Consider the following 26252-nt stretch of genomic DNA (forward strand, 5'->3'; position numbering starts at 1 on the left):
GCAAGTAGTGTCGAATGTTGCGGTATGTCCCCTGTGTGATGCTTGATTTATCACGATCGTCGCTCGTGAGCCGGTGGCCAGCTAGGGTGAGCGCTCCGGTGCAGTCGACTTTCGCGGTCGGCACTGCCGTAAGACACACCGCGCGCCTTGAAGGGGGAGGCGCCGCGTGGCCCCGACGGAGGACGCAGGCAACCGTGGACGCGCAAGGCCGTGGGCGGGACGAGGCTATCGACCCCGCAGACCAGTGGGTACTCAACCCCGACACCGGTGATTACGAACTGCGACTGACCCCCTCCTCAGGGCGATCAACCGCGTCGGCCGGTACGACGGACGCGAGAAGGCCCGGACCGCGCCGCAGCCCGAAGCCGGAGACGGCACGGCCGCCCGGGGACCGGGCCTCCGTCCCCGGTCAGCGCGGCGGGCGCCGGGGTGCCGGCGGCGGACGTGGGGACCGGGACGAGGCGCGGAAGCCGGCGGGCCGGGCGGCCGCACCGGCCGCCGGGCGCCGCAAGGCCAAGCCGCAGAAGTCCCGCAAGAAGAAGGCCCTGGCGTGGACCGGCGGCGTGGTCGCCTTCCTGATGGTGGGCGTCGGTACCGCGGGCTACCTCGTGTACCAGCACTTCAACGGCAACATCACCGCCGTCTCCAGCGACGGGGCCGGCACCGGCGGCTTCAGCAAGGACCGGGCGATCAACGTCCTGGTGATCGGGACCGACAAGCGGACGGGCGAGGGCAACGAGGGCTACGGGGACGCGGGCAGTGTCGGCCACGCCGACACCAGCATCCTTTTCCACGTCTCCAAGGACCGCACGAACGCCACCGCGCTGAGCATCCCGCGTGACCTGATAGCGGACATCCCCGTCTGCCCGACGCAGCTGGAGAACGGGGAGGAGAAGGACATCCCCGCGACCCCCGGCGGGCGCTTCAACACCAGCCTCGGGCAGTCCGAGCGAACCCCCAGCTGCACCATGCGCACCGTCACCGAGCTCACCGGCATCGAGGTCGACCACTTCATGGTGGCCGACTTCAACGCGGTCAAGTCGCTGACGTCGGCCGTCGGGGGCGTGGACGTCTGTCTCGCCAAGGACATCGACGACAAGGACTCCCACCTCAAGCTGGCCAAGGGCGAGCACACCCTCCAGGGCGAGCAGGCGCTCGCCTTCCTGCGCACCAGGCACTCCGTCGGCTTCGGCAGCGACCTGAGCCGCATCGAGATCCAGCAGCAGTTCCTGGGCTCGCTGATGCGCAAGCTCAAGTCCAACGACACCCTGACCAGCCCCACCAAGATGTGGTCGCTCGCGGAGGCGGCCACCAAGGCGCTCACCGTCGACGACAAGATCGCCGACATAAACCGGCTGCGTCAGCTGGGCATGGAGCTGGCGTCGGTCGACCCCAAGAACATCACGTTCACCACGGTCCCGGTGCTGGACAACCCGAACGACAAGGCCACCGTCATCCTCGACGAGTCCAAGGCCCCGCAGGTCTTCTCGATGATGCGGGAGGACGTCTCCTTCACCGCGGTGGCGAAGCAGGAGAAGGCCGAGGCGAAGGCCAAGGCGGACGCCAAGCTGAAGGGCGAGATGGCCGCACCGGCAGACGTGCGGGTCGACGTCTACAACGGCGGCGCCCCCGCCGGCTCCGCGCAGAACGCCCTGGACTGGCTGCAGAACGAACAGGGCGTGCTCAAGTCCACGAACCAGGCGAACGCGCCGGAGGACGTCAAGAAGACCCAGCTCGTCTACGCGCCCAACCAGGCGGACCAGGCCCGCCGGCTGGCCGACATGATGGGGCTGTCGGCCTCGGCCCTCAAGCCGACGACGACGGACGCGGGCGAGATGGAACCGATGGCGCTGACCCTGGGCCCCGATTTCAAGAAGGCGGGCAGCCCGCTCACCGCCCCCGCGAAGGCCCCGGACGACATCCAGCGCGTGGAGGCGGACAAGGCGGTCTGCGCCAAGTAGCCCGAACCGGCCCCGCATCACACCGCGGGGCCGGCCGACCGCGCGGGGCCCTGTCCGGCCCTCGGTAGCGGGCCTTGCCCGGCCCACCGCGCCGGGCCCGTCGGGTTCTCGCGCCGGGCCTTGCCCGGCCCACCGTGCCGGGCCCGTCCGGCTCACGTGCCGGGCCTGCCCCGGCCCACCGCGCCGGGCCCGTCGGGTTCTCGCGCCGGGCCCGTCCGGCTCACGTGCCGGGCCCGTCCGGCTCACGCGCCGGCCCCCTCCCTGACCCGGCCTCATCCGCGCGAAAGACCGCACCCGCCCCGTGCTTGACGGCCGCTCCCGGGCCCGCTACCGGCATGCTGGTCCCATGTCCGCCACCGACCTCGTCCGAGACCTGGCCCAGGCCGTCCACGGTGACGTGGAGTCCGACGCGACCGCCCGCGCCCTCACGACCATGGACGCGTCCAACTACCGCCGCGTCCCGCAGGCGGTCGTGGCCCCCCGCGATGCCGCGGACGTCGCCGAGACCCTCCGTATCTGCCGGGAGCACGCCACTCCGGTCGTGCCCCGTGGCGGCGGCACCTCCATCGCCGGCCAGGCCACCGGCACCGGGGTCGTCCTGGACTTCACCCGCCACATGCGGCGCGTCCTCGACCTCGACCCCGTGTCCCGCACCGCCGTCGTCCAGCCCGGAGTCGTCCTGGACGACCTGCGGGCCGCGGCCGCCCCGCACGGGCTGACGTTCGGCCCCGACCCGTCCACCCACAGCCGCTGCACGCTCGGCGGCATGATCGGCAACAACTCCTGCGGGTCGCACTCCGTGGCCTGGGGCACCACCGCCGACAACCTCCGCAGCCTGCGCGTCGTCCGCTACGGCGGAGGCGACGCCCTGCACGTCGGCCGGGGCCTGCCCGACGCGCCGCCGGGCCTCCACGAGTTCGCCGCCGCCCACCTCGCCCTCCTGCGCACCGGCTTCCCCGCACTCCCGCGCCGTATCTCCGGATACGCCCTCGACGCACTGCTCCCCGAGCACGGCCCCGACCCCGCCCGGGCCCTCTGCGGCAGCGAGGGGACGCTCGCCGTGGTCACCGAGGCGACCGTCCGTCTCGTCGAGACGCCCGGCGCCCGCGCGCTCGCCGTCCTCGGGTACGCCGACGAGCCGGCCGCCGCCGAAGCCGCCCCCGGCCTGCTGCCCCACGGCCCGCTCACCGTCGAGGGCATGGCCGCCGACCTCGTACGCGAACCGGCCGGCCTGCCACGCGGCGGGGCCTGGCTGTTCGTCGAGACGGGCGGCGCCACCCCCGCCGAGGCCCGTGCCCACGCGGAACGGATCCTGCGCGCCGCCGACGCCCTGGACGGCACCGTCGTCACCGACCCCGCCGCGATGCGGACCCTGTGGCGCATCCGGGAGGACGCCGCCGGCACGGCGACCCGGATGCCCGACGGCACGGAGGCGTGGCCCGGCTGGGAGGACTGCGCCGTACCGCCCGCCCGCCTCGGCCCGTACCTCCGCGACTTCCGGGCCCTGCTCGCCGAACACGGCCTGCGCGGCACCCCGTACGGGCATTTCGGCGACGGCTGCATCCACGTGCGCATCGACTTCGACCTGCTGACCGAGCAGGGCGTGGCCCGCTTCCGCCGCTTCTCCGAGGACCAGGCCGGCCTCGTCGTCGCCCACGGCGGGTCGCTGAGCGGCGAACACGGCGACGGGCAGGCGAGGGCGGAGCTGCTGCCACGGATGTACGGGGACGACATGGTGCGCCTGTTCGAGCGCTTCAAGGACCTCTGGGATCCCGACGGCGGCCTCAACCCCGGCATCCTCGCCCGCCCGGCCCGGCTGGACGAGAACCTCCGCTTCGCCGTGCTCCCCGGACGCCCCGTGGACGTGGCCTTCGGCTACCCGAACGACGGCGGCGACTTCTCGGCGGCGGTGCGCCGATGCGTGGGCGTCGCCAAGTGCCGTACGGAGAAGGCCGGTCCGGATGTGATGTGCCCCTCGTTCCGTGCGACCGGCGAGGAGGCCCACTCCACCCGGGGCCGTGCCCGGCTGCTCCACGAGATGCTCGCGGGCGAGGTCGTCACGGACGGCTGGCGGTCCACGGAGGTGCGGGACGCGCTCGACCTGTGCCTGTCCTGCAAGGGCTGCCGCACCGACTGCCCGGCCGGCGTCGACATGGCCACGTACAAGGCGGAGTTCCTCCACCACCACTACCGGAGACGCCTGCGTCCCGCCGCGCACTACGCGATGGGCGGGCTGCCGCGATGGCTGCGCATGGCCGCCCCCTTCGCGGGCGCGCTGAACGCCCTGGCACGGATCGGACCCCTCGCCGCCCTCGTCAGGCGGCTCGGAGGCATCGACCCGCGCCGGACGCTCCCGGTCCTGGCGCGGCAGACGTTCCGGTCCTGGGCGCGCGCCCGAAGGGCCCCCGGGGCCGCCGGACCACCCGTCATCCTGTGGCCGGACACCTTCACCGACCACCTCTCGCCCGAGGCCGGCCGTGCGGCGGTCCGGGTCCTGGAGTCGGCCGGCGGGACGCCGGTGCTGCCCGCCCGCGGCGTGTGCTGCGGCCTCACCTACGTGTCGACGGGCCGGCTCGACGCGGCCCGTGCCGTCATGCGCCGCACCCTGGACCGGATGGAACCGGCCCCCGGGACCCCGGTCGTCGTCCTGGAGCCGAGCTGCGCCGCCACCCTCCGTACGGACCTGCCGGAGCTCCTCCCGGACGACCCGCGAGCTGCCGGACTCGGCGCCTCCGTACGCACCCTGGCGCAGTACCTGGAGGAGTACGCCCCCGAGTGGACGCCGCCCCGGCTGGACCGCCGCGTCGCCGGCCAGACCCACTGCCACCAGCACGCGGTGCTCGGCGACGCCGCCGAGCGCAGGCTCCGCGAGAAGGCGGGCCTGACCGGTGAGCTGAGCGGCGGCTGCTGCGGGCTGGCCGGCAACTTCGGCTTCGAGAAGGGCCACTGGGACGTCTCGGTGGCCTGCGCCGAGGACCAGCTCCTTCCCTCCGTGCGGGCGGCGCGGCCCGGCACGGAACTGCTGGCCGACGGTTTCTCCTGCCGCACCCAGCTGGAGCAGCTGACGGGCCTCCGGGCCCGGCACCTCGCCGAGGTGCTGGCGGAGGGGCTCGACGGCTGACGGGGACGGCCCGTGTCAGAGCTTCGCGACGGCCTCGCTGACCGCCGCGGAGAGCCGCTCGTTCTCCGGGGCGGCGCCGCCGGGGAGGGCGAAGCGGCGGCGGGTGTAGCCGTAGGCCACGCCGTTGGCGGGGTCGGCGTACGCCTGCGAGCCGGCGGCTCCCGAGTGGCCGAAGGAGCCCTCGCCCAGGGCCGGGTAGTGGTTGCCCGACGCCTCGAAGCCCAGGGCGAAGGCGTCGGCCTCGGCGGTCACCACATCGGCCCCCGTCCAACGCACCCGGCCGGCCTCGGCGACGGTCTCCGGCTCGAGCAGGGGTGCCCGGCCGCCCAGCCCGGACACCGCCGCGGCGTACATCCCCGCGAGCCCCCGCGCCGAGGCCACCCCGCCGACCGAGGCCGGGCCGAGCGCGCGTACCGCGCGGGTGTTGGCGAGGGCGACCAGGTCGAGGGGCGGGTCGGCCGCGAAACCGAACGCGACCGCCATCAGGCTGTCCGGGTCGACCGGGTTCGCCGCGAACTCGGCGGCCTGCTCGGGTGTGGGCACGCCGGGGCGGATGCTCACGTAGCGGGGTTCGAGGGCCTCGGGCAGGCCCAGGTGGAAGTCCAGCCCGTACGGGGCACGTACCCGCTCCTCGAAGATCTCCTGGATCGAACGCCCGGTCGCCCGGCGGACCACCTCGCCGGTGAGGGCGCCGATCGTCAGCGCGTGGTAGCCGTACTCCGTGCCGGGCGTCCAGTAGGGCCGCTGTCCCGCCAGCCGCGCGGCGAGGATCCGGTCGTCGGCCAGCTCCTCGACGGTGAATCCGCCGTCCGCCCAGATCAGCCCGGAGCGGTGCGACATGAGTTCCCGCACGGTCAGCCCGCCCTTGCCCTCGGCGGCGAACTCCCGCCAGTACGACGCGACCGTACGGTCCGGATCGATGACGCCGTCCTGGATGAGGAGGGCCACGACGAGATGGGCTGCGCCCTTGGTCGAGGAGTACACGGCGGGCAGTGAGTCCCCGGCGATGCCCTCCCCGGCCCACAGGTCCACCACCAGCCGGCCGTGGTGGTGGACGGCGAGCTGCCCGCCGGGTTCGGTGTGGTCCGCGGCCAGTACGGCGGCGAACTCCTCCCGTACGCCCTCGAAGCCCGCCGCGACCGTGCCGTGCACGGCGATGGTGCTGTCGCCGGTGTCCGTCATGAGATGCCCCCTGGAGATCATCGACCCGATCGGTACCGGTCCCCAACTCCCGTGCGGCGCAGTCGCATTCCCCGCTACTCGATGGAATTCCCGGGGGGCGTCCGCTGTTCGCGCGCCACGATCTCCCGGGCGAGCGCCGCCAGTCGGGGGAACGCCGGATGACCGGGGCCGTCCCGGCGGGCCAGCAGGACGGGAAGCGGCGGGGCGTCGTCCAGCGGCACGTAGGTGACCCCCGCGTGCGGATGCATCTGCGCCGTGGACGCCCCCGAGACCCCGCTGCCCCGTCCGGCCGCGATGGCGGTGAGCCAGTCGTCGGTGTTGGCGACGGTGAGCGTGGCGGCGGGGCGTGCGTGCAGGGGCCACAGGGCGGGCGTGGTGGCTCCGGAGACGGTGTTCAGGACGACCGCGCCGCCGGTCAGATCGGCCAGGGACAACGAGGCGCGGGCGGCGAGCGGGCCGTCGGCTGCCACGGCCGCCACCCGCTCCTCGGTGAACAGCACCTCGGTGACGAGCCCCGGAGTGTCCACGGGCCCGCGGAGCAGGGCCGCGTCCACCTCGCCGCGGGTGAGGCCGGCCGTGCGGTCGTCGATCCGCAGCAGTTCGAGCGGGGTCTCCGGGTGGCGCTGCTGCCAGGTCCGCAGCAACGGCGTGGTGTAGGGGCCGAACGCCGACCAGGCGTGCCCGAGCCGCAGCGGCCAGTGGCGCAGCCGGCCGGGATCGAGAGCCTCCTCGAAGGCGGCGACCGCTGTGGCCGCCTTGTCGCGGAAGGCGAGACCCTCGGCGGTGAGGGCGAGGTGGTGGGTGGACCGGTCGACGAGCCGGACGCCCAGGTGCCTCTCGAGGGCGGCCAGCGTGCGGGAGACGACCGGCTGGGTCACGCCGAGCCGGGTGGCGGCGCGGGTGACACCGCCCTCGTCCGCGATGGCGAGGAAGGCCCGCAGATGCCGGACCTCGATGCGGCGTCCGCCGTTGCCGGTGCCCTGTCCAGTGCTCATGCGCCTGGAGCATAACGGGAGCGCAATCGGCATTTCACGGGAAGCACGCAGGTCTCTACGGTGAACAGGTGAGCGGCCTCCGGCTGGTGCAGTATCGTAAACTCCAGAGTGCACCCTAATGGACTTGATGAGAGGTTCCCGGTGAACAACCCGCGTGCTGCCGCTGAGCCGGCCGCTGCCGTTGCCGTACCCGAGGCGGTGTCCGCGCTCGACGAGCCCGGTCACGGCCGGCCGGCCGGCCCCGGCGGCCGCAGGGCCGCGCTCGGCCCGGTCGCGCTGGTGGTGGCCGGCGGACTCTCCGTCCAGTTCGGTGCGGCGGTCGCCGTCCTGCTGATGCCGCGGGCCGGTGCGCTCGGCGTCGTCACGCTGCGTCTCGCCGCCGCCGCGCTCGTCCTGCTGGTCATCTGCCGGCCGAAGCTGCGGGGGCACTCGCGCGCCGACTGGGGCACGGTGGTGGCCTTCGGTGTCGCCATGGGCGGCATGAACACGCTCTTCTACCAGGCCGCCGACCGCATCCCGCTGGGCGCGGCCGTCACACTCGAGGTACTGGGCCCGCTGGTCCTGTCCGTCGTGGCCTCCCGACGCCTGGTCAACCTCGTATGGGCCGCACTGGCGCTCGGCGGCGTCCTCCTGCTCAGCGGCGGAGGCTTCGACCGCCTGGACCCGGTCGGGGCGGCGTACGCCCTGGGCGCCGGCGCCATGTGGGCGGCGTACATCGTCTTCAGCGCCCGCACCGGCCGCCGTTTCCCGCAGGCGGACGGCCTGGCCCTTGCCATGGTGGTGGCGGCGGTTCTCTCGCTGCCGCTGGGCATCATGGAGGCGGGCTCGAAACTGCTGGTCCCCTCCACGCTGGGCCTGGGCATCGCCGTGGCACTGCTGAGCTCCGTCCTGCCGTACACCCTCGAACTCATGGCCCTGCGCCGCCTGCCCGCGCCCACCTTCGCGGTCCTGATGAGCCTCGAACCGGCCATCGCGGCCACGGCCGGTTTCCTCATCCTCGACCAGGCCCTGTCGTCGACCGACGCCCTGGCCATCGCCCTGGTCATCGGGGCGAGCATGGGAGCGGTGCGCAGCCAGACGCGGGGCTCCCGGAAGCGGTGAGCTCCCCGCTTCCGCGTTCGGCCTGCGCGGCAGGGCGTCCGATCCTAGGGTGGTCGCGATGGCCGACCTGGAGGAACACATGCCTGAACGCGACGATCTGCTCGCGCTCGTGACCGATCAGCGCACCAACTTTCTCTACACCGTCGCGGAACTCGACGACGCCGGGGCCCGTGCCCGGACGACGGTCAGCGAGCTGACCCTCGGGGGACTCCTGAAGCACCTCGGGCTCGTGCAGCGCAGCTGGCTCGACGTCGTCGAGGGCACCGCCCCCGCCAAGGTCGACTGGGCGGACCTCGACCCCGACGGCAACCGGATGACCGACGCCGAGACGGTGGCCGGGCTGCTGGAGGCCTTCCACTCGGCGGCGGACGCGTTCGACCGCACGGTGCGCGAGGAGACCGACCTCGACCGGGAGGTCACGCTGCCCTCGTACCCCTGGTCGCCCCCGGAGCCGGTCGTCTGGACCGTCCGCCACGTCCTGTGGCACATCTTCCGTGAGCTCGCCCACCACAGCGGCCACGCCGACATCATCCGCGAGGCGCTGGACGGCGCCAGCACCACGGCGAAGATGGCCGAGGCGGCGTCGAAGGGGCGGTAGCGAGCGCACTGCCGGGCCCGGCACGGGCGCCGTTGCGCGGCCGTGGGCCCCGCTCCCGCCGCGGTCACCGCGCCGGGAGCGGGCGCGGGAGGCACGATGGAAGGGAGCGGAGGAAGGAGGCCCGCGCATGGGATCCGCAAAGGGAACCGACGAGTACGACGGGCTGTACTCGCACACCCCCTCACAGGCCGAGGGCGAAAGCGACGAGCCGGGCGTGCGCGGCACGGCCTCCGAGATCCACCCCGACGTCCCCCGTACCGAACCCTCCCAGGCCGAGGGCGACCGCACGGAGTGACCTCGCGGGCGGCCGGCCGGCCGCGAAGCAGGATCCGGAACGCGGCGGAGCGGGGTGTCAGGGGGCGTGCGCTCCTTGAGGACGCCGGGTGCCTTCGGCCCCGGGCTCCCACCTCGCTCTGCTGGACCACTTCAAGGACCACTCGGACCCGCGCCGCAGCGAGGCCCTGGAGATCAAGTGGGGCGTCCACCCGCAGGGCGGCGAGCGGGCGCGGTGGGTGAGTGGTGAGGAGCGCACGGCGCGGCTCGTGCTCCTCGGTGGCCGCTTCCGCATGCGCTTCCCCGGGCGTGACGCGCTGCTGGAAAGCCAGGGCGACCACGTCGTCCGGGGCCGGGGCGCCGGTCACTCCTGGTACGCGGAGGACGAGTCCGTGGTGCTGACGGTGCGTCGGCCCTCCGTTCCGGGCCGCCGGGCCGGCTGATCCGCCCGGTGGAAATCCGGTGCGCACCGCCCCGAATAAATCATGCAAGCATGCTTGCTTGTTTTGTGGGCCACTGGCATGCTCCGGGGCACACCGCCACGCCCCGAGGGGAGCGCACCGTGCCCGACGCATCGGCCGTGACCGCCGCCGTGCTCGACGACATGCGTGAGGAGGGTGACGAACTCGACCTGCTGGTCGCGGGGTTGAACGCGCACGAGTGGGCCGCGCCGACTCCCGCCGAAGGGTGGACCGTCGCCCATCAGATCGCCCATCTCAACTGGACCGACGAGGTGGCCCTGACCGCCGCCACCGAGCCCGACGCCTTCGCCGCGGAGGTCGAGAAGGCGCTGGCCGCCCCCGGGACCTTCGTGGACGAGGCGGCCGAAGCAGCCGTCGCCGCTCTGGCGCCCGAAGCGCTGCTCGTGGAGTGGCGGGAGGGACGGGCCCGGCTTCAGGAGGCCCTCCGCGCGGCGCCGGCGGGGACGAAACTGCCCTGGTACGGCCCGCCCATGAGCGTCGCCTCGATGGCCACGGCGCGGCTCATGGAGACCTGGGCCCACGGCCAGGACGTCGCCGACGCGCTCGGCGTGACCAGGAAGCCGACCGCCCGGCTCCGGCACGTCGCCAGGATCGGCGTACGGGCCAGGGACTACGCCTACTTCGTGCGGGGGCAGCAGCCACCGGATGAGCAGTTCCGGGTGGAACTGCGCACCGAGACCGGCGAGTTGATCACGTACGGGCCAGAGGAAGCCGCCCAGCGGGTGACCGGGCCGCTGCTCGACTTCTGCCTGCTCGTCACCCAGCGCGCCCACCGGGACGACCTCGCCGTCGAGGCGGTGGGTCCCGACGCCGGGCAGTGGCTGGACATCGCGCAGGCGTTCGCCGGACCCGCCGGAACAGGCCGCCCCCGGAAGGCCGGCCGATGACCCGGCCGCTGCGCATCGGCAACGCGTCCGGCTTCTACGGTGACCGCTTCGACGCCGTGCGCGACATGCTCACCGACGGCCCGCTGGACGTCCTGACCGGGGACTACCTCGCCGAACTCACCATGCTGATCCTGGGCCGCAGCCGCCTCAAGGACCCGAAGCGCGGATACGCCTCGACCTTCCTCCGGCAGCTGGAGGAGAACCTCGGCCTCGCCCACGAGAAGGGCGTGAAGATCGTCGCCAACGCGGGCGGGCTCAATCCGGCCGGACTCGCCGACGCCGTACGCGAACTGGCGGACCGGACCGGCGTGCCCGTGCGCGTCGCCCACGTCGAGGGCGACAGCCGCCCGGTGCCCGACGGCTTCCTCACCGCCAACGCCTACCTCGGCGGCGGGGGCATCGCCGCCTGCCTGCGCGCCGGGGCGGACGTCGTCGTCACCGGCCGGGTCACCGACGCCGCCCTCGTCACCGGGCCCGCCGCCGCCCACTTCGGCTGGGCTCCGGAGGACCGTGACGCCCTCGCCGGGGCCGTCGTCGCCGGACACGTCCTGGAGTGCGGGACCCAGGCCACCGGCGGCAACTACGCCTTCTTCGGCGACCACGACATCCGCCGCCCCGGCTTCCCGCTCGCCGAGATCCACGAGGACGGCAGCAGCGTCATCACCAAGCACGACGGAACGGGCGGCGTCGTCGACACCGGCACCGTCACCGCCCAGTTGCTGTACGAGACCGGCGGCGCCCGCTACGCCGGACCCGACGTCACCGCCCGGCTCGACACCGTCACGCTGACGCAGGACGGCCCGGACCGGGTGCGCATCAGCGGCGTACGCGGCGAGGCGCCGCCTCCCACGCTGAAGGTCGGGCTCAACCGGCTCGGCGGGTGGCGCAACGAGGTCGTCTTCGTCCTGACGGGGCTCGACATCGAGGCCAAGGCCCGTCTCGTGCGCGACCAGTTCGCCGACGCCCTCGACCGCGCCGGCTCGGCCCCCGCCGAGGTGCGGTGGGAGCTCGCCCGTACCGACCGGGCCGACGCCGGCACCGAGGAGACCGCGAGCGCCCTGCTCCGGCTCGTCGTGCGCGACCCGGACGCGGAAGCGGTCGGCCGTGCCGTGTCCGGGGCGGCCGTCGAGCTGGCGCTCGGCAGCTACCCGGGATTCCATGTGACCGCCCCGCCCGGGAAGGGCGCGCCGTACGGGGTGTTCGAAGCCGCCTACGTGCCGGCGGGCGAGGTCGAGCACGTCGCCGTGGAACCCGACGGGACCAGGGTGCGCGTCCCGACGGCCGGCCCGTACCGGGAGATCCGCGAGGTGGCGGAACCAGACCTGCCGGAACCGCTGCCCGCCGGGCCCACCCGCGCCGTCCCCCTCGGGTACGTGGCCGGAGCCCGCAGCGGCGACAAGGGCGGGGACGCCAACGTGGGGGTGTGGGTCCGCACGGACGAGGCCTGGCGGTGGCTGGCCCACGAACTGACCGTCGCCCGCTTCCAGGAGCTGCTGCCGGAGACCGCCGGGCTCACCGTCGTACGCCATGTCCTGCCCCGGCTGCGGGCGCTCAACTTCGTCGTCCACGGCCTCCTCGGCGAAGGCGTCGCCGCGCAGGCGCGCTTCGATCCGCAGGCCAAGGCGGTGGGGGAGTGGCTGCGGTCCCGGCACGTGCCCGTACCCGTACAGCTGCTGGACCGACCGGAGGTGAACGCATGACCGTCCTGTCCACCGCACTCGACACCGCGGGACCCGAGTACGCCGCCCACCGCGAGGCCATGCTCGCGAAGCTCGCCGAGCTGGACACCGAGCACCAGAAGGCCCTGGCGGGCGGCGGCGAGAAGTACGTGGCCCGTCACCGGGGGCGCGGCAAGCTCCTCGCCCGCGAGCGGATCGAGTTGCTGGTCGACCCGGACACCCCCTTCCTGGAGCTGTCCCCGCTCGCCGCCTGGGGCAGCGACTACGCGGTGGGCGCCTCCCTCGTCACCGGGATCGGGACCGTGTCCGGGGTGGAGTGCCTGATCACCGCCAACGACCCCACCGTGCGGGGCGGCGCCTCCAACCCCTGGACCCTGAAGAAGGCCCTGCGCGCCAACGAGATCGCCTTCGCCAACCGGCTGCCCTGCATCTCGCTGGTGGAGTCCGGGGGTGCGGACCTCCCCTCGCAGAAGGAGATCTTCATCCCCGGCGGGGCGCTGTTCCGCGACCTCACCCGGCTGTCCGCCGCCGGGATCCCCACCGTGGCCGTGGTGTTCGGCAACTCGACGGCCGGAGGCGCGTACGTCCCCGGCATGTCCGACCACACCGTGATGATCAAGGAGCAGTCCAAGGTCTTCCTGGGCGGCCCTCCCCTCGTGAAGATGGCCACCGGCGAGGAGAGCGACGACGAATCGCTCGGCGGCGCGGAGATGCACGCCCGTACCTCCGGCCTCGCCGACCACTACGCCCTCGACGAGCACGACGCGCTGCGCCAGGCCCGGCGGATCGTCGCCCGTCTCAACTGGCGCAAGGCGCACCCGGATCCGGGCCCCGCCGAGACGCCCAAGTACGACGAGGACGAGCTGATCGGGATCGTCCCCGGTGACCTCAAGACCCCCTTCGACCCCCGCGAGGTCATCGCCCGGCTCGTCGACGGCTCGGACTTCGACGCCTTCAAGCCGCTCTACGGGACGAGCCTGGTCACCGGCTGGGCGCGCCTCCACGGCTACCCCGTCGGCATCCTCGCCAACGCGCAGGGCGTGCTGTTCAGTGAGGAGTCGCAGAAGGCCGCCCAGTTCATCCAGCTCGCCAACCAGCGCGACATCCCGCTCCTCTTCCTGCACAACACCACCGGCTACATGGTCGGCAAGGAGTACGAGCAGGGCGGCATCATCAAGCACGGCGCCATGATGATCAACGCGGTGTCGAACTCCCGGGTCCCCCATCTGTCCGTGCTGATGGGCGCCTCCTACGGCGCCGGCCACTACGGCATGTGCGGCCGGGCCTACGACCCCCGCTTCCTCTTCGCCTGGCCCAGCAGCAAGTCCGCCGTCATGGGCCCCCAGCAGCTCGCGGGCGTGCTCTCCATCGTCGCCCGTGCCTCCTCCGCCGCGAAGGGGCTGCCGTACGACGACGAGGCCGACGCGGGGCTGCGCGCCATGGTGGAACAGCAGATCGAGTCCGAGTCGCTGCCGATGTTCCTCTCGGGGCGGTTGTACGACGACGGGGTCATCGACCCGCGCGACACCAGGACCGTCCTCGGGATGTGCCTGTCCGCGATCCATACGGCACCGGTCGAAGGCGCGCGCGGCTTCGGCGTCTTCCGGATGTGAGGCAACCGATGATCACCACACTGCTTGTCGCCAACCGGGGCGAGATCGCCTGCCGGATCTTCCGCACCTGTCGTGAGCTGGGCATCTCCACCGTCGCCGTGTACTCCGACGCGGACGCCGGTGCCCTGCACGTCCGGGAGGCCGACACCGCCGTACGCCTGCCGGGTGCCGCACCGGCGGACACGTATCTGCGCGGCGACCTCGTCGTCGCCGCCGCGCTCGCCGCGGGCGCCGACGCGGTCCACCCCGGGTACGGCTTCCTCTCGGAGAACGCCGGGTTCGCGCGGGCCGTGCAGGACGCGGGCCTCGTCTGGGTGGGACCGCCGGTCAAGGCCATCGAGCTGATGGCGTCCAAGACCCGGGCCAAGGAGCTGATGGCCGCCGCCGATGTGCCGCTGCTCGCCCCCGTGGACCCGGGGAGCGCCACCGCCGCCGATCTGCCGCTGCTGCTGAAGGCGGCGGCCGGCGGCGGGGGGCGCGGGATGCGGATCGTACGGGAACTCGCGTCCCTCCCGGCGGAGTTGACCGCCGCCTCCGCCGAGGCGGCCGGCGCCTTCGGGGACGGCGAGGTCTTCGCCGAGCCGTACGTCGAACGAGGCCGGCACGTCGAGGTCCAGATCATGGCGGACGGGCAGGGCACGGTGTGGGCGCTCGGCACCCGCGACTGCTCGCTCCAGCGCCGCCACCAGAAGGTCATCGAGGAGGCCCCCGCGCCGGGCCTCGACGACGGGCTGCGCCGGCGGCTGCACGACGCGGCCGTGGCCGCCGCGCAGGCGGTGGGTTACCGGGGCGCGGGGACCGTCGAGTTCCTCGTCTCGGCCGGAGGGCGCCCGTACTTCCTGGAGATGAACACCCGGCTCCAGGTCGAACACCCCGTCACGGAGGCGGTGTTCGGCCTCGACCTCGTAGCCCTGCAACTCCGCGTGGCGGAGGGCGGGCCGCTGCCCGCCGCCGCGCCCCCGGCACCCGCCGGACACGCCGTCGAGGCACGCCTGTACGCCGAGGACCCGGCACGTGACTGGCAGCCGCAGACCGGAGCACTGCTCACGCTGGAGGTGCCCGCCGAACCCGGCATCCGCCTCGACGCCGGCTACACGGGCGGCGACACCGTCGGGGTGCACTACGACCCGATGCTCGCCAAGGTCATCGCCCACGCCCCCACCCGCACCGAAGCCGTCCGTCTCCTCGCCCGCGCCCTGGAACGCGCCCGTATCCACGGCCCGGTCACCAACCGGGAGCTGCTCGTACGCTCCCTGCGGCACCCGGACTTCGTCGCGGGGCGCCTCGACACCGGCTTCTTCGACCGGCATCTGACCGATCTGACGGCGGCCGGCGCCCCCGGCCAGGACGCGGCCCGCCGGCTCGCCGCCACCGCCGCCGCGCTCGCCACGGCCGCGGGCGCGGCCGGGGGAGGCGCGGGACCCGCCCGTCTCGGCGCCTGGCGCAACCTCGCCTCCCGGCCGCAGACCAGGTGCTACCGCGCCGAGCCCGACGGCACCGAGTACGAGATCGCCTACCGCACGGGGCGGGACGGCACCCCGGCCCCCGGGACCGGTGAGCGGGTCCTCGCCGCCCGGCCGGGGGCGGTCACCCTCGAAACCGGCGGTCTGACCCGGCACTTCACGGTCACCACCCACGCCGACCGGGTCCACGTGGACACCACCGCAGGCTCGTACACCTTCACCGCGCTGCCCCGCTTCAGCGACCCCGCCGAACGCACCGAACCCGGCTCCCTGCTCGCCCCCATGCCCGGCACCGTCGTCCGCCTCGCCGAAGGACTCGTGCCCGGCGCCGCCGTCGAGGCCGGACAGCCGCTGATCTGGCTGGAGGCGATGAAGATGGAACACCGCGTCCTCGCCCCCGCCTCCGGCACCCTCACCGCGCTCCACGCCGCCCCCGGACTCCAGGTCGAGGTCGGCGCGCTGCTCGCCGTCGTACAGGACGCACCTGCGGAAGCCCCCGCGCACCAGGAGGAGACGACCCGATGAGCACCGTCCTCGAAACCCCGGAGCACCAGGCCCTCCGCGCCGCCGTCGCCGCCCTCGGCAGGCGCTTCGGCCGCGCGTACAGCACCGAACTGGCCCGCAAGGGCGAGCACCCCCGCGAGCTGTGGGAGGAGGCGGGCAAGCTCGGCTACCTCGGCGTCAACCTTCCCGAGGAGTACGGCGGCGGGGGTGCCGGCATGGCCGAGCTCTCCATCGTGCTGGAGGAGCTGGGGGCCGCGGGCAGCCCGCTCCTCATGCTGGTCGTGTCCCCGGCGATCTGCGGCACCGTCATCGCCCGCTTCGGCACCGAGGAACAGAAGCGGGCATGGCTCCCCGGCCTCTCCGACGGCTCCCTGACCATGTCGTTCGGCATCACCGAGCCCGAAGCCGGCTCCAACTCGCACCGCATCACCACCACCGCCCGCCGGGACGGCGAGGAGTGGATCCTCAGCGGCCGCAAGGTCTTCATCTCCGGCGTCGACATCTCCGACGCCACACTCGTCGTCGGTCGCACCGAGGACGCACGCTCCGGCAGCCTCAAGCCCTGCCTCTTCATCGTCCCCCGCGACGCCCCGGGCTTCTCCCGTACGCAGATCGACATGGAACTCCAGGCGGCCGAGAAGCAGTTCGAGCTGGTCCTCGACGACGTACGGCTGCCCGCCGGCGCGCTCGTCGGCGAGGAGGCGGACACGGGTCTGCTCCAGCTCTTCGCCGGCCTGAACCCCGAACGCATCATGGGCGCGGCCTTCTCCATCGGCATGGGCCGCTACGCCCTCGAACGGGCCGTGGACTACGCGAAGACCCGCACCGTCTGGAAGAGCGCCCCCATCGGCGCCCACCAGGCCATCGCGCACCCGCTCGCCCAGGCGCACATCGAGCTGGAGCTCGCCCGCTTGATGATGCAGAAGGCCGCGAAGCTCTACGACGACGGTGACGACACCGGGGCGGGGGAGGCCGCCAACATGGCGAAGTACGCCGCCGCGGAAGCCTGCGTCCGGGCCGTCGACCAGGCCGTCCACACCCTGGGCGGAAACGGCCTCACCCGCGAGTACGGGCTCGCCTCCCTGATCACGGCCGCGCGTGTCTCCCGTATCGCACCGGTCAGCCGGGAAATGATCCTGAACTACGTCTCCCACCAGACCCTCGGCCTGCCGAAGTCGTACTGACACCTTCGGTCACGTCCCGGGTCTCCCCATCCGCCCCCGCAGGGGCGATTCTGGCTCTCCACCCGCGTCGAAGGGGACCGCCATGGTGTTCCACAGCGAGTACGCAGACGTCCAGCCCCTCGAAACACCCATCCACGAAGCCGTCCTCGGTAACGCCGCGGACTTCGGTGACACCCCGGCCCTGATCGACGGGACCAACGGGATGAGCGTCACGTACGGCCAGCTCGACACCTTCCACCGGCGCATCGCCGCCCACCTCGCCGCGGCGGGCCTGCGCAAGGGCGACGTCCTCGCCCTGCACAGCCCCAACACGATCGCCTATCCGCCCGTCTTCTACGGGGCTACCCGGGCCGGTGCCACCGTCACCACGATCCACCCGCTCGCCACCGCCGAGGAGTTCGCCAAACAGCTCAAGGACTCGGACGCCCGCTGGATCGTCACCGTGTCCCTGCTCCTCGACGTCGCCCGCCGGGCCGCCGAGATCGCGGGCGGCATCGAGGAGATCTACGTCTGCGACCAGGCCGAGGGCCACACCTCCGTACTCGACATGCTGGGCTCCACCGCCCCCGAACCCGACATCGCCTTCGACCCGGCCGAGGACATCGCCGTCCTCCCGTACTCCTCGGGCACCACCGGCACCCCCAAGGGCGTCATGCTCACCCACCGCTCCATCGCCACCAACCTGGAGCAGCTGCGGCCCTTCGTCCCCCTCGGCGAGAGCGACCGCATCCTGGCAGTTCTTCCCTTCTTCCACATCTACGGGCTGACCGCCCTCATGAACGGGCCGCTCCGCTACGGGGCCACGGTCGTCGTCCTGCCCCGCTTCGACCTCGCCCAGTTCCTCGAGACGATCCAGACCCACCGCATCACGGGCCTTTACGTCGCCCCGCCCATCGTCCTGGCCCTCGCCAAGCACCCGCTCGTCGGCGACTACGACCTCTCGTCGCTGGAGTACGTCGTCAGCGCCGCCGCACCGCTGGACGCCGAACTCGCGGCCGCGTGCTCCGCCCGGCTCGGCGTACCCGCCGTGCGGCAGGCCTACGGGATGACGGAGCTCTCGCCCGGCACCCATGTCGTGCCCCTCGACGTGGAGGACCCGCCGCCCGGCACCGTCGGAAAGCTGCTGCCCGGCACGGAGATGCGGATCGTCTCGCTCACCGACCCCGGCATCGACGTCGGCACCGGCACGGACGGTGAGATCCTCATCCGCGGCCCTCAGGTGATGAAGGGCTACCTGGGCCGCCCCGAGGCCACCGACGCCATGATCGACGAGGACGGCTGGCTGCACACCGGGGACGTCGGCCGGGTCGACACGGACGGCTGGCTGTACGTCGTCGACCGGGTGAAGGAACTCATCAAGTACAAGGGCTACCAGGTCGCCCCCGCCGACCTGGAGGCCCTCCTCCTCACCCACCCCGAGATCGCCGACGCAGCCGTCATCGGTGTGTACGACGCCGACGGCAACGAGGTCCCCAAGGCCTACGTGGTCCGGGGCCCCGGCGCGGGGGACCTCACGGAGGAGGACGTCATCGCCTACGTCGCCGACCGCGTCTCCCCGTACAAGAAGGTCAGACAGGCCGAGTTCATCGAAGCCGTACCGCGCGCGGTGTCCGGCAAGATCCTGCGGCGCGAGCTGCGCGACCGGGAGAAGCCGCGATGACCCTCGCACCCCCCGCCCACGAGCGGGGCGTCACCACCCTCACCCTCGACTCCCCGGCCAACCGCAACGCCCTGAGCGCACGGCTCGTGGGGGAACTCGCGGAGTCCCTCGACGCCTGTGCGGCCGACGACTCCGTGCGGGCCGTCGTCCTCACCCACACCGGCAACACGTTCTGCGCGGGCGCCGACCTCACCGCGCCGCCCGATCCGCACGACCTCGTCGCCCTCATGCGGAGCGTCATCGCCCTGCCCAAGCCCGTCGTCGCCCGGGTCACCGGGCACGTGCGGGCCGGCGGCCTCGGCCTGCTCGGGGCCTGCGACATCTCCGTCGCGGGACCCGAGTCCTCGTTCGCCCTCACCGAGTCCCGCCTGGGCCTCGCCCCCGCCGTGATCTCCCTGCCCCTGCTGCCCCGCCTCGATCCGCGCGCCGCAGCCCGCTACTACCTCACGGGGGAACGCTTCGACGCGGCGGAAGCGGCGCGGATCGGCCTCGTGAGCGTCGCCGCCGACGATGCGGACAAGGCGCTCGAACCGGTACTGGACGGACTGCGCAGAGCGTCACCACAGGGGCTGGCGGCATCGAAGGAGCTGGTCACGGCTACTGTGCTGCGGAGCTTCGACCAGTACGCCGAAGACCTCATCGCCCGCTCCGCGGCGCTCTTCGCCTCCGACGCAGCACGGGAGGGGATGACGGCCTTCCTGGAACGACGGGATCCCGCATGGGTGCTGTGACGCCCCCGAAGCAGGACAGGAGCCGCGCCACCCGGCAGCGGCTCCTGGCATCGGCGGTCGCCTGCCTCGCCGAACGCGGCTGGGCGGGCTCCACCGTCTCCGTCGTCGCCGAACACGCCGGGGTCTCGCGGGGCGCCGCCCAGCACCACTTCCCGACCCGGGAGGACCTGTTCACCGGCGCCGTCGAGTACGTCGCCGAGGAGCGCTCCGCCGCCCTGCGCGCCCTGCCCGTCCAGGGCCGCGCGGAGGTCGTCGCGGCGCTCGTCGACCTGTACACCGGACCGCTCTTCCGTGCGGCGCTCCAGCTCTGGGTCGCCGCGTCCAACGAGGCCCAGCTCCGGCCCCGCGTCACCGAACTCGAAGCGCGGGTGGGCCGCGAGACCCACCGCATCGCCGTGGAACTCCTGCGTGCCGACGAGACCCGGCCCGGGGTGCGCGAGACGGTGCAGGGCCTCCTCGACATGGCCCGGGGGCTCGGTCTCGCCAACCTGCTGACCGACGACACGGCCCGCCGGGGCAGGGTCGTGGAGCAGTGGGCGGCCCTCCTCGACGACGTACTGGACTGACCGGACCGGTCGGCTCAGCGTCCGGGCGGGGTGAACTCGGGCTGGTCGAGCACCCGCAGCCAGCTGCCGTCGGGCCGGCGCCGGACCACCTGGGCGCGGGCTCCCGACCCGTCCTTCGGCGGGGTCGAGGTCAGGGCGATGTCGCCGCTGACCAGAGTCGGCAGGGGCTGCTCCTGTTCGAAGTGCGGGCGGTCGGCCAGCACCTTCTCCCACAGCGCACGGATCGCCTCCCGTCCGACCGTCACCTCGCCCGGCGGGAAGGCCAGCACCGCCTCCTCCTCGTACAGTGCGGCCACCCCGGCCGCGTCGCCGGCGTTGGACCGCTCGACGAACAGGCGGGTGATGTCCTCGGGGCGCAGAGCCTTCTCGTACTCGGGCATGACTTCCTCGCTTCCTTGTGGGTCCGGTTCCTGTGTCTCCAGCGTGGACAGGGGCCTTCCAGAAGTCCAACAGATGGTTCTGATGGAAACTAGAATCTCCGGTCATGGAACTGAGACAGCTCGAGTACTTCGTCGCCGTCGCCGAGGAGCGCAACTTCACCCGGGCCGCCGAGCGGGTGCACATCAGCCAGTCCGGTGTCAGCGCCCAGATCCGCCGGCTGGAACGGGAGCTCGGCGCCGAGCTGTTCGACCGCTCGTCGCGCACCGCCGCCCTCACCGTCGCCGGGGAGGCCGCGCTCGTACACGCCCGTGCCGCGCTGGCGGCGGCCGATTCGGTGGGGCGGGCGGTGGGTGAGGTGACCGAGCTGATCCGGGGCCGGCTCACCGTCGGGATGGTCACCGGCTGCACCGTCACCCCGCTGTTCGACGCCCTCGCCGCGTTCCACCGGGCCCACCCCGGGGTCGAGATCTCGCTGCTGGAGGACACCTCCGACCGGCTCGTGGAGGGGGTGCGCACCGGCGCCGTCGACGTGGCCCTGATCGGGACCGCCGCGCCGGCCCCGGAAGGGCTGGAGGCCCTGACGATCATCAGCGAGCGGCTCGTCGCCGCCGTCCCGGAGGGGGACCCGCTGGCCCGTCGGTACCGGGTGACACTGCGCGACCTGGTGGCCCGGCGCCTCATCTGCATGCCGCCCGGCACCGGGCTGCGCACACTGCTCGACCGCGCCTGCGCCGCCCAGGGCCTCCAGCCCGTGATCGCGCTGCAGGCCGGCGCCGCGGACGCCATCGCGGACCTCGCCGCCCGTGGGCTCGGGGTCGCCGTCCTCAGCGCGTCGATGGCCGCGAGCTACGACGACCGGCTCACCGCCCGCACCATCGACGACGTCGAGACGCCGGCGCTCCTCGCGCTGGTGTGGAGGAGCACGGACAACCCCGCACTGCGCGAGCTGCTCGTGCACAGCCGGCAGGCTTTCGCCGTGCCCCCAGGGGGCGAGGAGGGCGTACCGGCGGCCGGCGTGTGAGCGGAGTTGTCGTCACCGGCTGCTAGAACAAGGGGAGTTGTAGCCGTTACACCACCTGAGGACGAATGTGATCGACCATGTGCAGCACCTCAACGGCCTGCCCGCCCTTACCTTCCCGCAGTTCACCCACAGCGCCCGCCTGCCCGCCGCCGGTGCCGCGGCCTGGCGGATCGAGCTCGAGGACAGAGACGGTGACGAGGCCTCCGACGTCTACTGGGAGCGTTTCCTCACGGCCATGCCGGCCGAGGACGTACGCGCGCTGATCATCGGCTACCCGTGGTACACGGAGCACGGCCTGGGCAGCATGACCGAGGAGATCACCGAGGCGAGCTCCCGGCTCGTCAACCTGGAGGCCCTGTTCCTCGGCGACATCGTCTCCGAACAGTCCGAGCTCTCCTGGATGGAGCAGTCCGACGTCGCCCCCGTCCTCGAGGCGTACCCACGGCTGCGGGAGCTCGCGGTGCGGGGCAGCTCCGGCCTGGCGTTCCCGGCCGTCCGTCACGAGGCCCTGCGCACCCTGCGCTTCGAGTGCGGTGGACTGCCCGCCGAGGTGGTGCGCGGTGTCCTGGACTCCGACCTGCCGGCCCTGGAGCACCTGGAGCTGTGGCTGGGCGACGAGTACTACGGCTGCGACACGACCCTGGAGGACCTCGCACCGCTGCTGGACGGCACGCGCTTCCCCGCGCTGCGGCATCTGGGGCTGCAGAACAGCACCTTCCAGGACGACATAGCCGCCGCCGTGGCGCACGCACCCGTCGTCGCCCGGCTGGAGTCGCTCAGCCTGTCGTTGGGGACGCTCGGTGACACCGGGGCGGAGGCGCTGCTGAACGGCCAGCCGCTCACCCACCTGCGCTCGCTCGACCTGCACCACCACTTCCTGAGCGACGCCATGATGCTGCGGATCTGGGAGGCCCTCGAACCCGCGGGAGTACGGGTCGACCTGTCCGGCCGGGAGGACGCCGACGAGGACGAGGACGACGACGGCGGGCGCTACGTCGCCGCCGCCGAATGACCTCCCTCCCCGGACACCGCACCCGTGAAAGGCTCCCCGTGCCGCACACCTCCGACGCCTACGACCCCGACGCGAAGCTCCTCACCAGCGCCCACCTGGACCGCCGTGCACCCTGGCTGGCCCCTGGCGAACCCGTGCCGCCGTACCACCTCCTGCAAGCGGCCGTCACCACCGGCCGCACCGCCGCCGAGGTCAGGGACCGGTTCGCCGAACTCGGCCACCAGGTGCCCTCGGCCGAGGAACTGGCCGCGCTCCCGGCCGACGCCATGAAGCTGGTCAGCTGCAACCTCGACGGGGTCTCCCCCTGGATGCGGCCGCACTTCGCTCCCAGGATGCGGGCCCACATCCTCTGGGCGGCCGCACAGCTGAAACGTTCCCCTGCCGAGCTCGCGAGCGAGTACGCCGCCCTCGGCCTCCCGGTGCGAGACCCCGGCCGCTTCCCCGCCTCGGTGGACGAGGACGACCTGATCCTGGTCAGCGACAGGCTGTCCGGCGAGTGGCCCTGGTACGAGGAGACCGACCCCGCCACGATGCGGGGCCGCATCCTCCGGACCGCCGAACGGCTGGAGGTGCCGCCCGCGGAGGTCGCGGCCCGGTACGCCGGGCTGGGCTACCGGACGCCCGCCCTGGGAAGCGCGCCGGAGCGCGTACGACGCCGCGAACTCCGCCTGGCCAGCGACCGCGTGGACGGCAGCGCACCCTGGCTCGCCGACGACGCCCCCGTGCCGCTCCGACAGATACTGCTGATCGTCGACCGCACCGAGGACGACACGAAGGACTTGGAGAGGACGACGGCCGCGGCCGTCCTGGCATGCCGGGACCTCACCGCCCTCGGCTACCGGATCGAGCCCGGCGTCGCGGGGCTCATCACCGAGGACCTCCTGCTCGTCAGCCAGGAGATGAACGGCGTTCCACCCTGGCTGGACGAGGCCGCCCCCGTGCCGGTCGATCACGTCCTGCGCTTCGCGGAGAAGCACGGCCGCAACCCCAACGCGCTCGTCATCCGGCTCACCCGCCTCGGATACCGGGAGGTGCCCACAGGCTCACTGGCCGACCGGGTGGACGCCGCGGAACTGTCCCTGGCCGCGACCACCCGCATGGACCGGCCGGACGACCTCACGCAGCGATGGCTCCGGCAGGACGACCCCCACTGGCTGTCCCACGTCCTGAAGGTCGCCGTCCGGACCGGGAGACCTCCGGCCGAGGTCATGGCCCGCCTGCGGGCGCTCGGCTTCCGTATCCCCGGAGCGGCGCTGCCCGCCACCGTGTCCGCCGAGGACGTACGCCTGGTCAGCAGGTCCCTCGACGGCGACGCGCCCTGGCTCGATCCCACGGCGCCGGTGTCGGTCGCCCACGTCCTGCGGGCCGCGCACACCACGGGCGCGTCCGTCCGGGAGGTCCTGGCCCGGCTGGAGGAGCTGGGTCTCACCCGGCTGCCCGCCGTCCCGGACCGGGCCGTCACCGAGGAGGACCTCCAGCTCGTCAGCGTGGACGGACGGGCACGGACCTCCGGCAGGTGGCTGGGCAGCACCGTGCCGTACGGGCGTGTCCTGTACGCGGCCGCCACCACGGGAAGGGGTGTCCAGGAGATCGCGGACCGGTACCGGGAGCTCGGCCACACCGACCTCGCCCTCCCGGAGACCCCGCTGCCCGAGTCGGTGTCCGAGGACGACCTCTCCCTGTTCCGGCTCGGGTCCCACACCTGGGCACCCGACTGGCCGGGCCTGGACGAGGAGATCCCGCTCCCGCACATCCTCCTGCGGGCGAGTGCCGAGGGCGTCGCCCCCGCCGAGATCGGCCGTAGGCTGCGCACCTTGGGCTTCCGCGGCCTTCCCGCCCCGCTGCCCGACACCCCCTTCCCCGGCGACCCCGTCCTGATCAGTGGCGCGCAACGCCCCACGGCCCCCTGGCTCGCCCCGCACACCACCGTGTCGACGGATCATGTCTGGGCGGCAGCCCGGGCGTCGGGCGTCAGCCCGTACGACGTCGCGAACCGGCTCCTCGCCCTGGGCTTCGGGCTCCCGTTCACCCTGCGGCCCGAGGACCGCCTGATCGTCGGTCCCGACGCCGACGGCGGCGCGCCCAGGTCGCGGTACGCCGGCCTCGGACCCGTCCTGCTCGCCGCGAAGACCCTCGGCCGGACCCCCACCGAGATCGCCACCCGCAGGGCCGAGCTGGGCTGCGCCTGGCAGGACCTGCCGGAGACGGCGGGCCCCGACGACGAGGACATCCTCGTGCTCAGCGAGAACCTCGACTCCCGGGCACCCTGGCTCGAGCGGAACAGCACCCCGTCGCTGCTCCACGTGCTGCGCGCGGCACGGGCGACCGGCCGCACTCCCCAGGAGACCGCCGGCAGACTGACCCGGCTCGGTCACGACGTCACCCTGCCCGGACCGGTCGGCCCGGAGGACATCCCCCTGCTGGAGGCCGTGGGCCGGATCCGGCAGGTCACGGAGGTCGAGCACGTCCTGACCGTCGCGAGCAGAACCGGCCGGAGCCCCGCCGAGGTGGCCGCGAGCCTGTCCGCGCTGGGCTTCGACGTGCGGGCCGCCGCCTATCCGGCCCGACGCCCCGCTCCCGGCCGGCCGCGCAGGCCCTGACCGTGTGCCGGGGCCTGGGAGCTGCCTCCCGGGCCCCGGCCCGCCCCGTCAGTTCCCCAGGTCCGCCAGCTGGTCGTACCCCTCGATCGAGCGGGGGTCGCGCGAGCCCGGGCCGACGTACGTCGCCGAGGGGCGCACCAGGCGGCCGGTCCGCTTCTGCTCCAGGATGTGCGCCGACCAGCCGGCCGTGCGGGCGCAGCTGAACATCGAGGTGAACATGTGCGCCGGGACCTCGGCGAAGTCCAGGACGATCGCCGCCCAGAACTCGACGTTCGTCGCCAGGACGCGGTCCGGACGGCGGGCGTGGAGCTCCTCCAGGGCCGCCTTCTCCAGGGCCTCCGCCACCTCGAAGCGCGGGGCGGCCAGCTCGCGGGCGGTGCGTCGCAGGACGCGGGCCCGGGGGTCCTCGGCGCGGTAGACGCGGTGGCCGAAGCCCATCAGGCGCTCGCCCTTGTCCAGCGCCTGCTTCACGTACGCCCTGGCGTCGCCCGTCCGCTCGATCTCCTCGATCATGCCGAGCACGCGGGACGGTGCCCCGCCGTGCAGGGGACCGGACATGGCGCCCACCGCCCCGGACAGCGCCGCCGAGACGTCGGCGCCGGTCGACGCGATGACGCGGGCGGTGAACGTCGAGGCGTTCATGCCGTGTTCGGCGGCCGACGTCCAGTAGGCGTCGACGGCCTTGACGTGCCTCGGGTCGGGCTCACCACGCCAGCGGATCATGAACCGCTCCACCACGGACTCCGCCTTGTCGATCTCGCTCTGCGGAACCATCGGCAGGCCCTGGCCACGGGCCGACTGGGCGACGTACGACAGGGCCATCACGGCGGCCCGCGCCAGGTCGTCGCGCGCGGTCTCCTCGTCGATGTCGAGCAGCGGTTTCAGGCCCCACACCGGCGCCAGCATGGCGAGCGCGGACTGCACGTCGACGCGGATGTCGCCCGAGTGCACGGGGATCGGGAACGGTTCGGCGGGCGGCAGGCCGGGGTTGAACGCCCCGTCCACCAGCAGACCCCAGACGTTGCCGAACGACACATGGCCGACGAGGTCCTCGATGTCGACGCCGCGGTAACGGAGCGAGCCGCCTTCCTTGTCGGGCTCGGCGATCTCCGTCTCGAACGCGACGACTCCTTCAAGTCCGGGTACGAAGTCGGACATCGGGCGGCTCCCTCGGCTCGGCGGCTGTGTGACGGCCACGAAGGCCTGTCCACGAATACTGGCGGGTTACCACGACGCGG

General features: G+C 73.3%; 21 protein-coding genes. 17 read left to right on the forward strand and 4 right to left on the reverse strand.

The genetic code is table 11. The annotated features are described in order from the left end of the window. Nucleotides 1–194: 194 nt before the first annotated feature. Together OO67_RS04445 and OO67_RS04450 are read left to right on the forward strand one after the other, a co-directional pair. Nucleotides 195–1961 carry an LCP family protein gene (locus tag OO67_RS04445; RefSeq protein WP_033297450.1) on the forward strand — a complete coding sequence of 589 codons (1767 nt, stop codon included), beginning with the start codon at nt 195–197 and terminating at the stop codon, nt 1959–1961. Between the two features lie 346 nt (nt 1962–2307). Further along, on the forward strand, nt 2308–5082 hold the full coding sequence (locus tag OO67_RS04450) for an FAD-binding and (Fe-S)-binding domain-containing protein (protein WP_033297452.1): 2775 nt from the start codon (nt 2308–2310) through the stop codon (nt 5080–5082). 15 nt (nt 5083–5097) lie between these two features. Here the strand turns inward: OO67_RS04450 and OO67_RS04455 are convergent, their stop codons facing one another. Next, nucleotides 5098–6264 (reverse strand): EstA family serine hydrolase, encoded by a 1167-nt coding sequence (locus tag OO67_RS04455; protein WP_033298672.1) that lies wholly within the window; start codon nt 6262–6264, stop codon nt 5098–5100. A 74-nt stretch (nt 6265–6338) separates the two neighbouring features. Then, nucleotides 6339–7259 carry a LysR family transcriptional regulator gene (locus OO67_RS04460; RefSeq protein ID WP_033297454.1) on the reverse strand — a complete coding sequence of 307 codons (921 nt, stop codon included), beginning with the start codon at nt 7257–7259 and terminating at the stop codon, nt 6339–6341. Nucleotides 7260–7400: 141 nt separating this feature from the next. Here OO67_RS04460 and OO67_RS04465 point away from each other — a divergent pair, with 141 nt between their 5' ends. The 12 genes from OO67_RS04465 to OO67_RS04515 all read left to right on the forward strand — a co-directional run bounded on the left by OO67_RS04465 (nt 7401) and on the right by OO67_RS04515 (nt 20000). Continuing rightward, nucleotides 7401–8360, forward strand: a complete 960-nt coding sequence (locus OO67_RS04465) for an EamA family transporter (RefSeq protein WP_033297456.1) — start codon at nt 7401–7403, stop codon at nt 8358–8360. Between the two features lie 79 nt (nt 8361–8439). Beyond that, the gene (locus OO67_RS04470; protein WP_033298674.1) at nt 8440–8958 is read left to right on the forward strand and encodes a DinB family protein; all 519 of its coding nucleotides are present in this window, start codon (nt 8440–8442) and stop codon (nt 8956–8958) included. A gap of 127 nt (nt 8959–9085) precedes the next feature. Beyond that, nucleotides 9086–9253: a hypothetical protein gene (locus OO67_RS38905; protein ID WP_167748632.1), complete on the forward strand. Its 168-nt coding sequence runs from the start codon at nt 9086–9088 to the stop codon at nt 9251–9253. Nucleotides 9254–9341: 88 nt separating this feature from the next. Further along, nucleotides 9342–9674: a hypothetical protein gene (locus OO67_RS04475; protein WP_033297458.1), complete on the forward strand. Its 333-nt coding sequence runs from the start codon at nt 9342–9344 to the stop codon at nt 9672–9674. 119 nt (nt 9675–9793) lie between these two features. Then, entirely contained in the window at nt 9794–10600 is an 807-nt protein-coding gene (locus OO67_RS04480; protein ID WP_033297461.1) for a TIGR03084 family metal-binding protein, read from the forward strand. Further along, nucleotides 10597–12300, forward strand: coding sequence for an acyclic terpene utilization AtuA family protein (locus OO67_RS04485; protein ID WP_033297463.1), 1704 nt, complete (start codon nt 10597–10599; stop codon nt 12298–12300). The genes OO67_RS04480 and OO67_RS04485 overlap by 4 nt, the downstream gene beginning before the upstream one ends. After that, a complete protein-coding gene (locus OO67_RS04490) occupies nt 12297–13892 on the forward strand; it encodes an acyl-CoA carboxylase subunit beta (protein WP_033297465.1) in 1596 nt (531 codons plus the stop codon). Before OO67_RS04485 ends, OO67_RS04490 begins: the two co-directional genes overlap by 4 nt. An 8-nt stretch (nt 13893–13900) precedes the next feature. Further along, nucleotides 13901–15880 carry an acetyl/propionyl/methylcrotonyl-CoA carboxylase subunit alpha gene (locus OO67_RS04495; RefSeq protein ID WP_033297467.1) on the forward strand — a complete coding sequence of 660 codons (1980 nt, stop codon included), beginning with the start codon at nt 13901–13903 and terminating at the stop codon, nt 15878–15880. After that, on the forward strand, nt 15877–17043 hold the full coding sequence (locus OO67_RS04500) for an acyl-CoA dehydrogenase family protein (RefSeq protein WP_033297468.1): 1167 nt from the start codon (nt 15877–15879) through the stop codon (nt 17041–17043). The genes OO67_RS04495 and OO67_RS04500 overlap by 4 nt, the downstream gene beginning before the upstream one ends. 82 nt (nt 17044–17125) lie before the next feature. Continuing rightward, nucleotides 17126–18703, forward strand: coding sequence for a 4-coumarate--CoA ligase family protein (locus OO67_RS04505; RefSeq protein ID WP_033297469.1), 1578 nt, complete (start codon nt 17126–17128; stop codon nt 18701–18703). Beyond that, entirely contained in the window at nt 18700–19434 is a 735-nt protein-coding gene (locus OO67_RS04510; RefSeq protein ID WP_033297470.1) for an enoyl-CoA hydratase family protein, read from the forward strand. Before OO67_RS04505 ends, OO67_RS04510 begins: the two co-directional genes overlap by 4 nt. Beyond that, nucleotides 19422–20000, forward strand: coding sequence for a TetR/AcrR family transcriptional regulator (locus OO67_RS04515; protein WP_033297471.1), 579 nt, complete (start codon nt 19422–19424; stop codon nt 19998–20000). The genes OO67_RS04510 and OO67_RS04515 overlap by 13 nt, the downstream gene beginning before the upstream one ends. A 14-nt stretch (nt 20001–20014) precedes the next feature. Here OO67_RS04515 and OO67_RS04520 read toward each other — a convergent pair whose 3' ends face one another. Next, nucleotides 20015–20380, reverse strand: coding sequence for a YybH family protein (locus OO67_RS04520; protein ID WP_033297472.1), 366 nt, complete (start codon nt 20378–20380; stop codon nt 20015–20017). A 104-nt stretch (nt 20381–20484) separates the two neighbouring features. On the opposite strand from OO67_RS04520, the gene OO67_RS04525 reads away from it, so the two are divergent. The 3 genes from OO67_RS04525 to OO67_RS04535 all read left to right on the forward strand — a co-directional run bounded on the left by OO67_RS04525 (nt 20485) and on the right by OO67_RS04535 (nt 25014). Then, entirely contained in the window at nt 20485–21402 is a 918-nt protein-coding gene (locus OO67_RS04525; RefSeq protein ID WP_033297473.1) for a LysR family transcriptional regulator, read from the forward strand. 70 nt (nt 21403–21472) lie between these two features. Next, nucleotides 21473–22414, forward strand: coding sequence for an STM4015 family protein (locus OO67_RS04530; protein WP_208860984.1), 942 nt, complete (start codon nt 21473–21475; stop codon nt 22412–22414). Between the two features lie 38 nt (nt 22415–22452). Further along, nucleotides 22453–25014, forward strand: a complete 2562-nt coding sequence (locus OO67_RS04535; protein WP_157841651.1) for a wHTH domain-containing protein — start codon at nt 22453–22455, stop codon at nt 25012–25014. A gap of 48 nt (nt 25015–25062) precedes the next feature. On the opposite strand, the gene OO67_RS04540 is transcribed toward OO67_RS04535, so the two are convergent. Further along, nucleotides 25063–26172 (reverse strand): citrate synthase 2, encoded by a 1110-nt coding sequence (locus tag OO67_RS04540; RefSeq protein WP_033297476.1) that lies wholly within the window; start codon nt 26170–26172, stop codon nt 25063–25065. Nucleotides 26173–26252: the final 80 nt, after the last annotated feature.

The sequence above is a fragment of the Streptomyces atroolivaceus genome (assembly GCF_000717025.1).
Taxonomy (GTDB): Bacteria; Actinomycetota; Actinomycetes; order Streptomycetales; family Streptomycetaceae; genus Streptomyces; species Streptomyces atroolivaceus.

Bases quoted from the DNA above. Each gene is read 5' to 3' on its own strand.
- OO67_RS04505 (WP_033297469.1), top strand. From the start codon at position 17,126: ATGGTGTTCCACAGCGAGTACGCAGACGTCCAGCCCCTCGAAACACCC.
- OO67_RS04540 (WP_033297476.1), bottom strand. From the start codon at position 26,172: ATGTCCGACTTCGTACCCGGACTTGAAGGAGTCGTCGCGTTCGAGACG.
- OO67_RS38905 (WP_167748632.1), top strand. From the start codon at position 9,086: ATGGGATCCGCAAAGGGAACCGACGAGTACGACGGGCTGTACTCGCAC.
- OO67_RS04525 (WP_033297473.1), top strand. From the start codon at position 20,485: ATGGAACTGAGACAGCTCGAGTACTTCGTCGCCGTCGCCGAGGAGCGC.
- OO67_RS04520 (WP_033297472.1), bottom strand. From the start codon at position 20,380: ATGCCCGAGTACGAGAAGGCTCTGCGCCCCGAGGACATCACCCGCCTG.
- OO67_RS04450 (WP_033297452.1), top strand. From the start codon at position 2,308: ATGTCCGCCACCGACCTCGTCCGAGACCTGGCCCAGGCCGTCCACGGT.
- OO67_RS04455 (WP_033298672.1), bottom strand. From the start codon at position 6,264: ATGACGGACACCGGCGACAGCACCATCGCCGTGCACGGCACGGTCGCG.
- OO67_RS04500 (WP_033297468.1), top strand. From the start codon at position 15,877: ATGAGCACCGTCCTCGAAACCCCGGAGCACCAGGCCCTCCGCGCCGCC.
- OO67_RS04490 (WP_033297465.1), top strand. From the start codon at position 12,297: ATGACCGTCCTGTCCACCGCACTCGACACCGCGGGACCCGAGTACGCC.
- OO67_RS04460 (WP_033297454.1), bottom strand. From the start codon at position 7,259: ATGAGCACTGGACAGGGCACCGGCAACGGCGGACGCCGCATCGAGGTC.
- OO67_RS04515 (WP_033297471.1), top strand. From the start codon at position 19,422: ATGGGTGCTGTGACGCCCCCGAAGCAGGACAGGAGCCGCGCCACCCGG.
- OO67_RS04485 (WP_033297463.1), top strand. From the start codon at position 10,597: ATGACCCGGCCGCTGCGCATCGGCAACGCGTCCGGCTTCTACGGTGAC.
- OO67_RS04510 (WP_033297470.1), top strand. From the start codon at position 18,700: ATGACCCTCGCACCCCCCGCCCACGAGCGGGGCGTCACCACCCTCACC.
- OO67_RS04495 (WP_033297467.1), top strand. From the start codon at position 13,901: ATGATCACCACACTGCTTGTCGCCAACCGGGGCGAGATCGCCTGCCGG.
- OO67_RS04470 (WP_033298674.1), top strand. From the start codon at position 8,440: ATGCCTGAACGCGACGATCTGCTCGCGCTCGTGACCGATCAGCGCACC.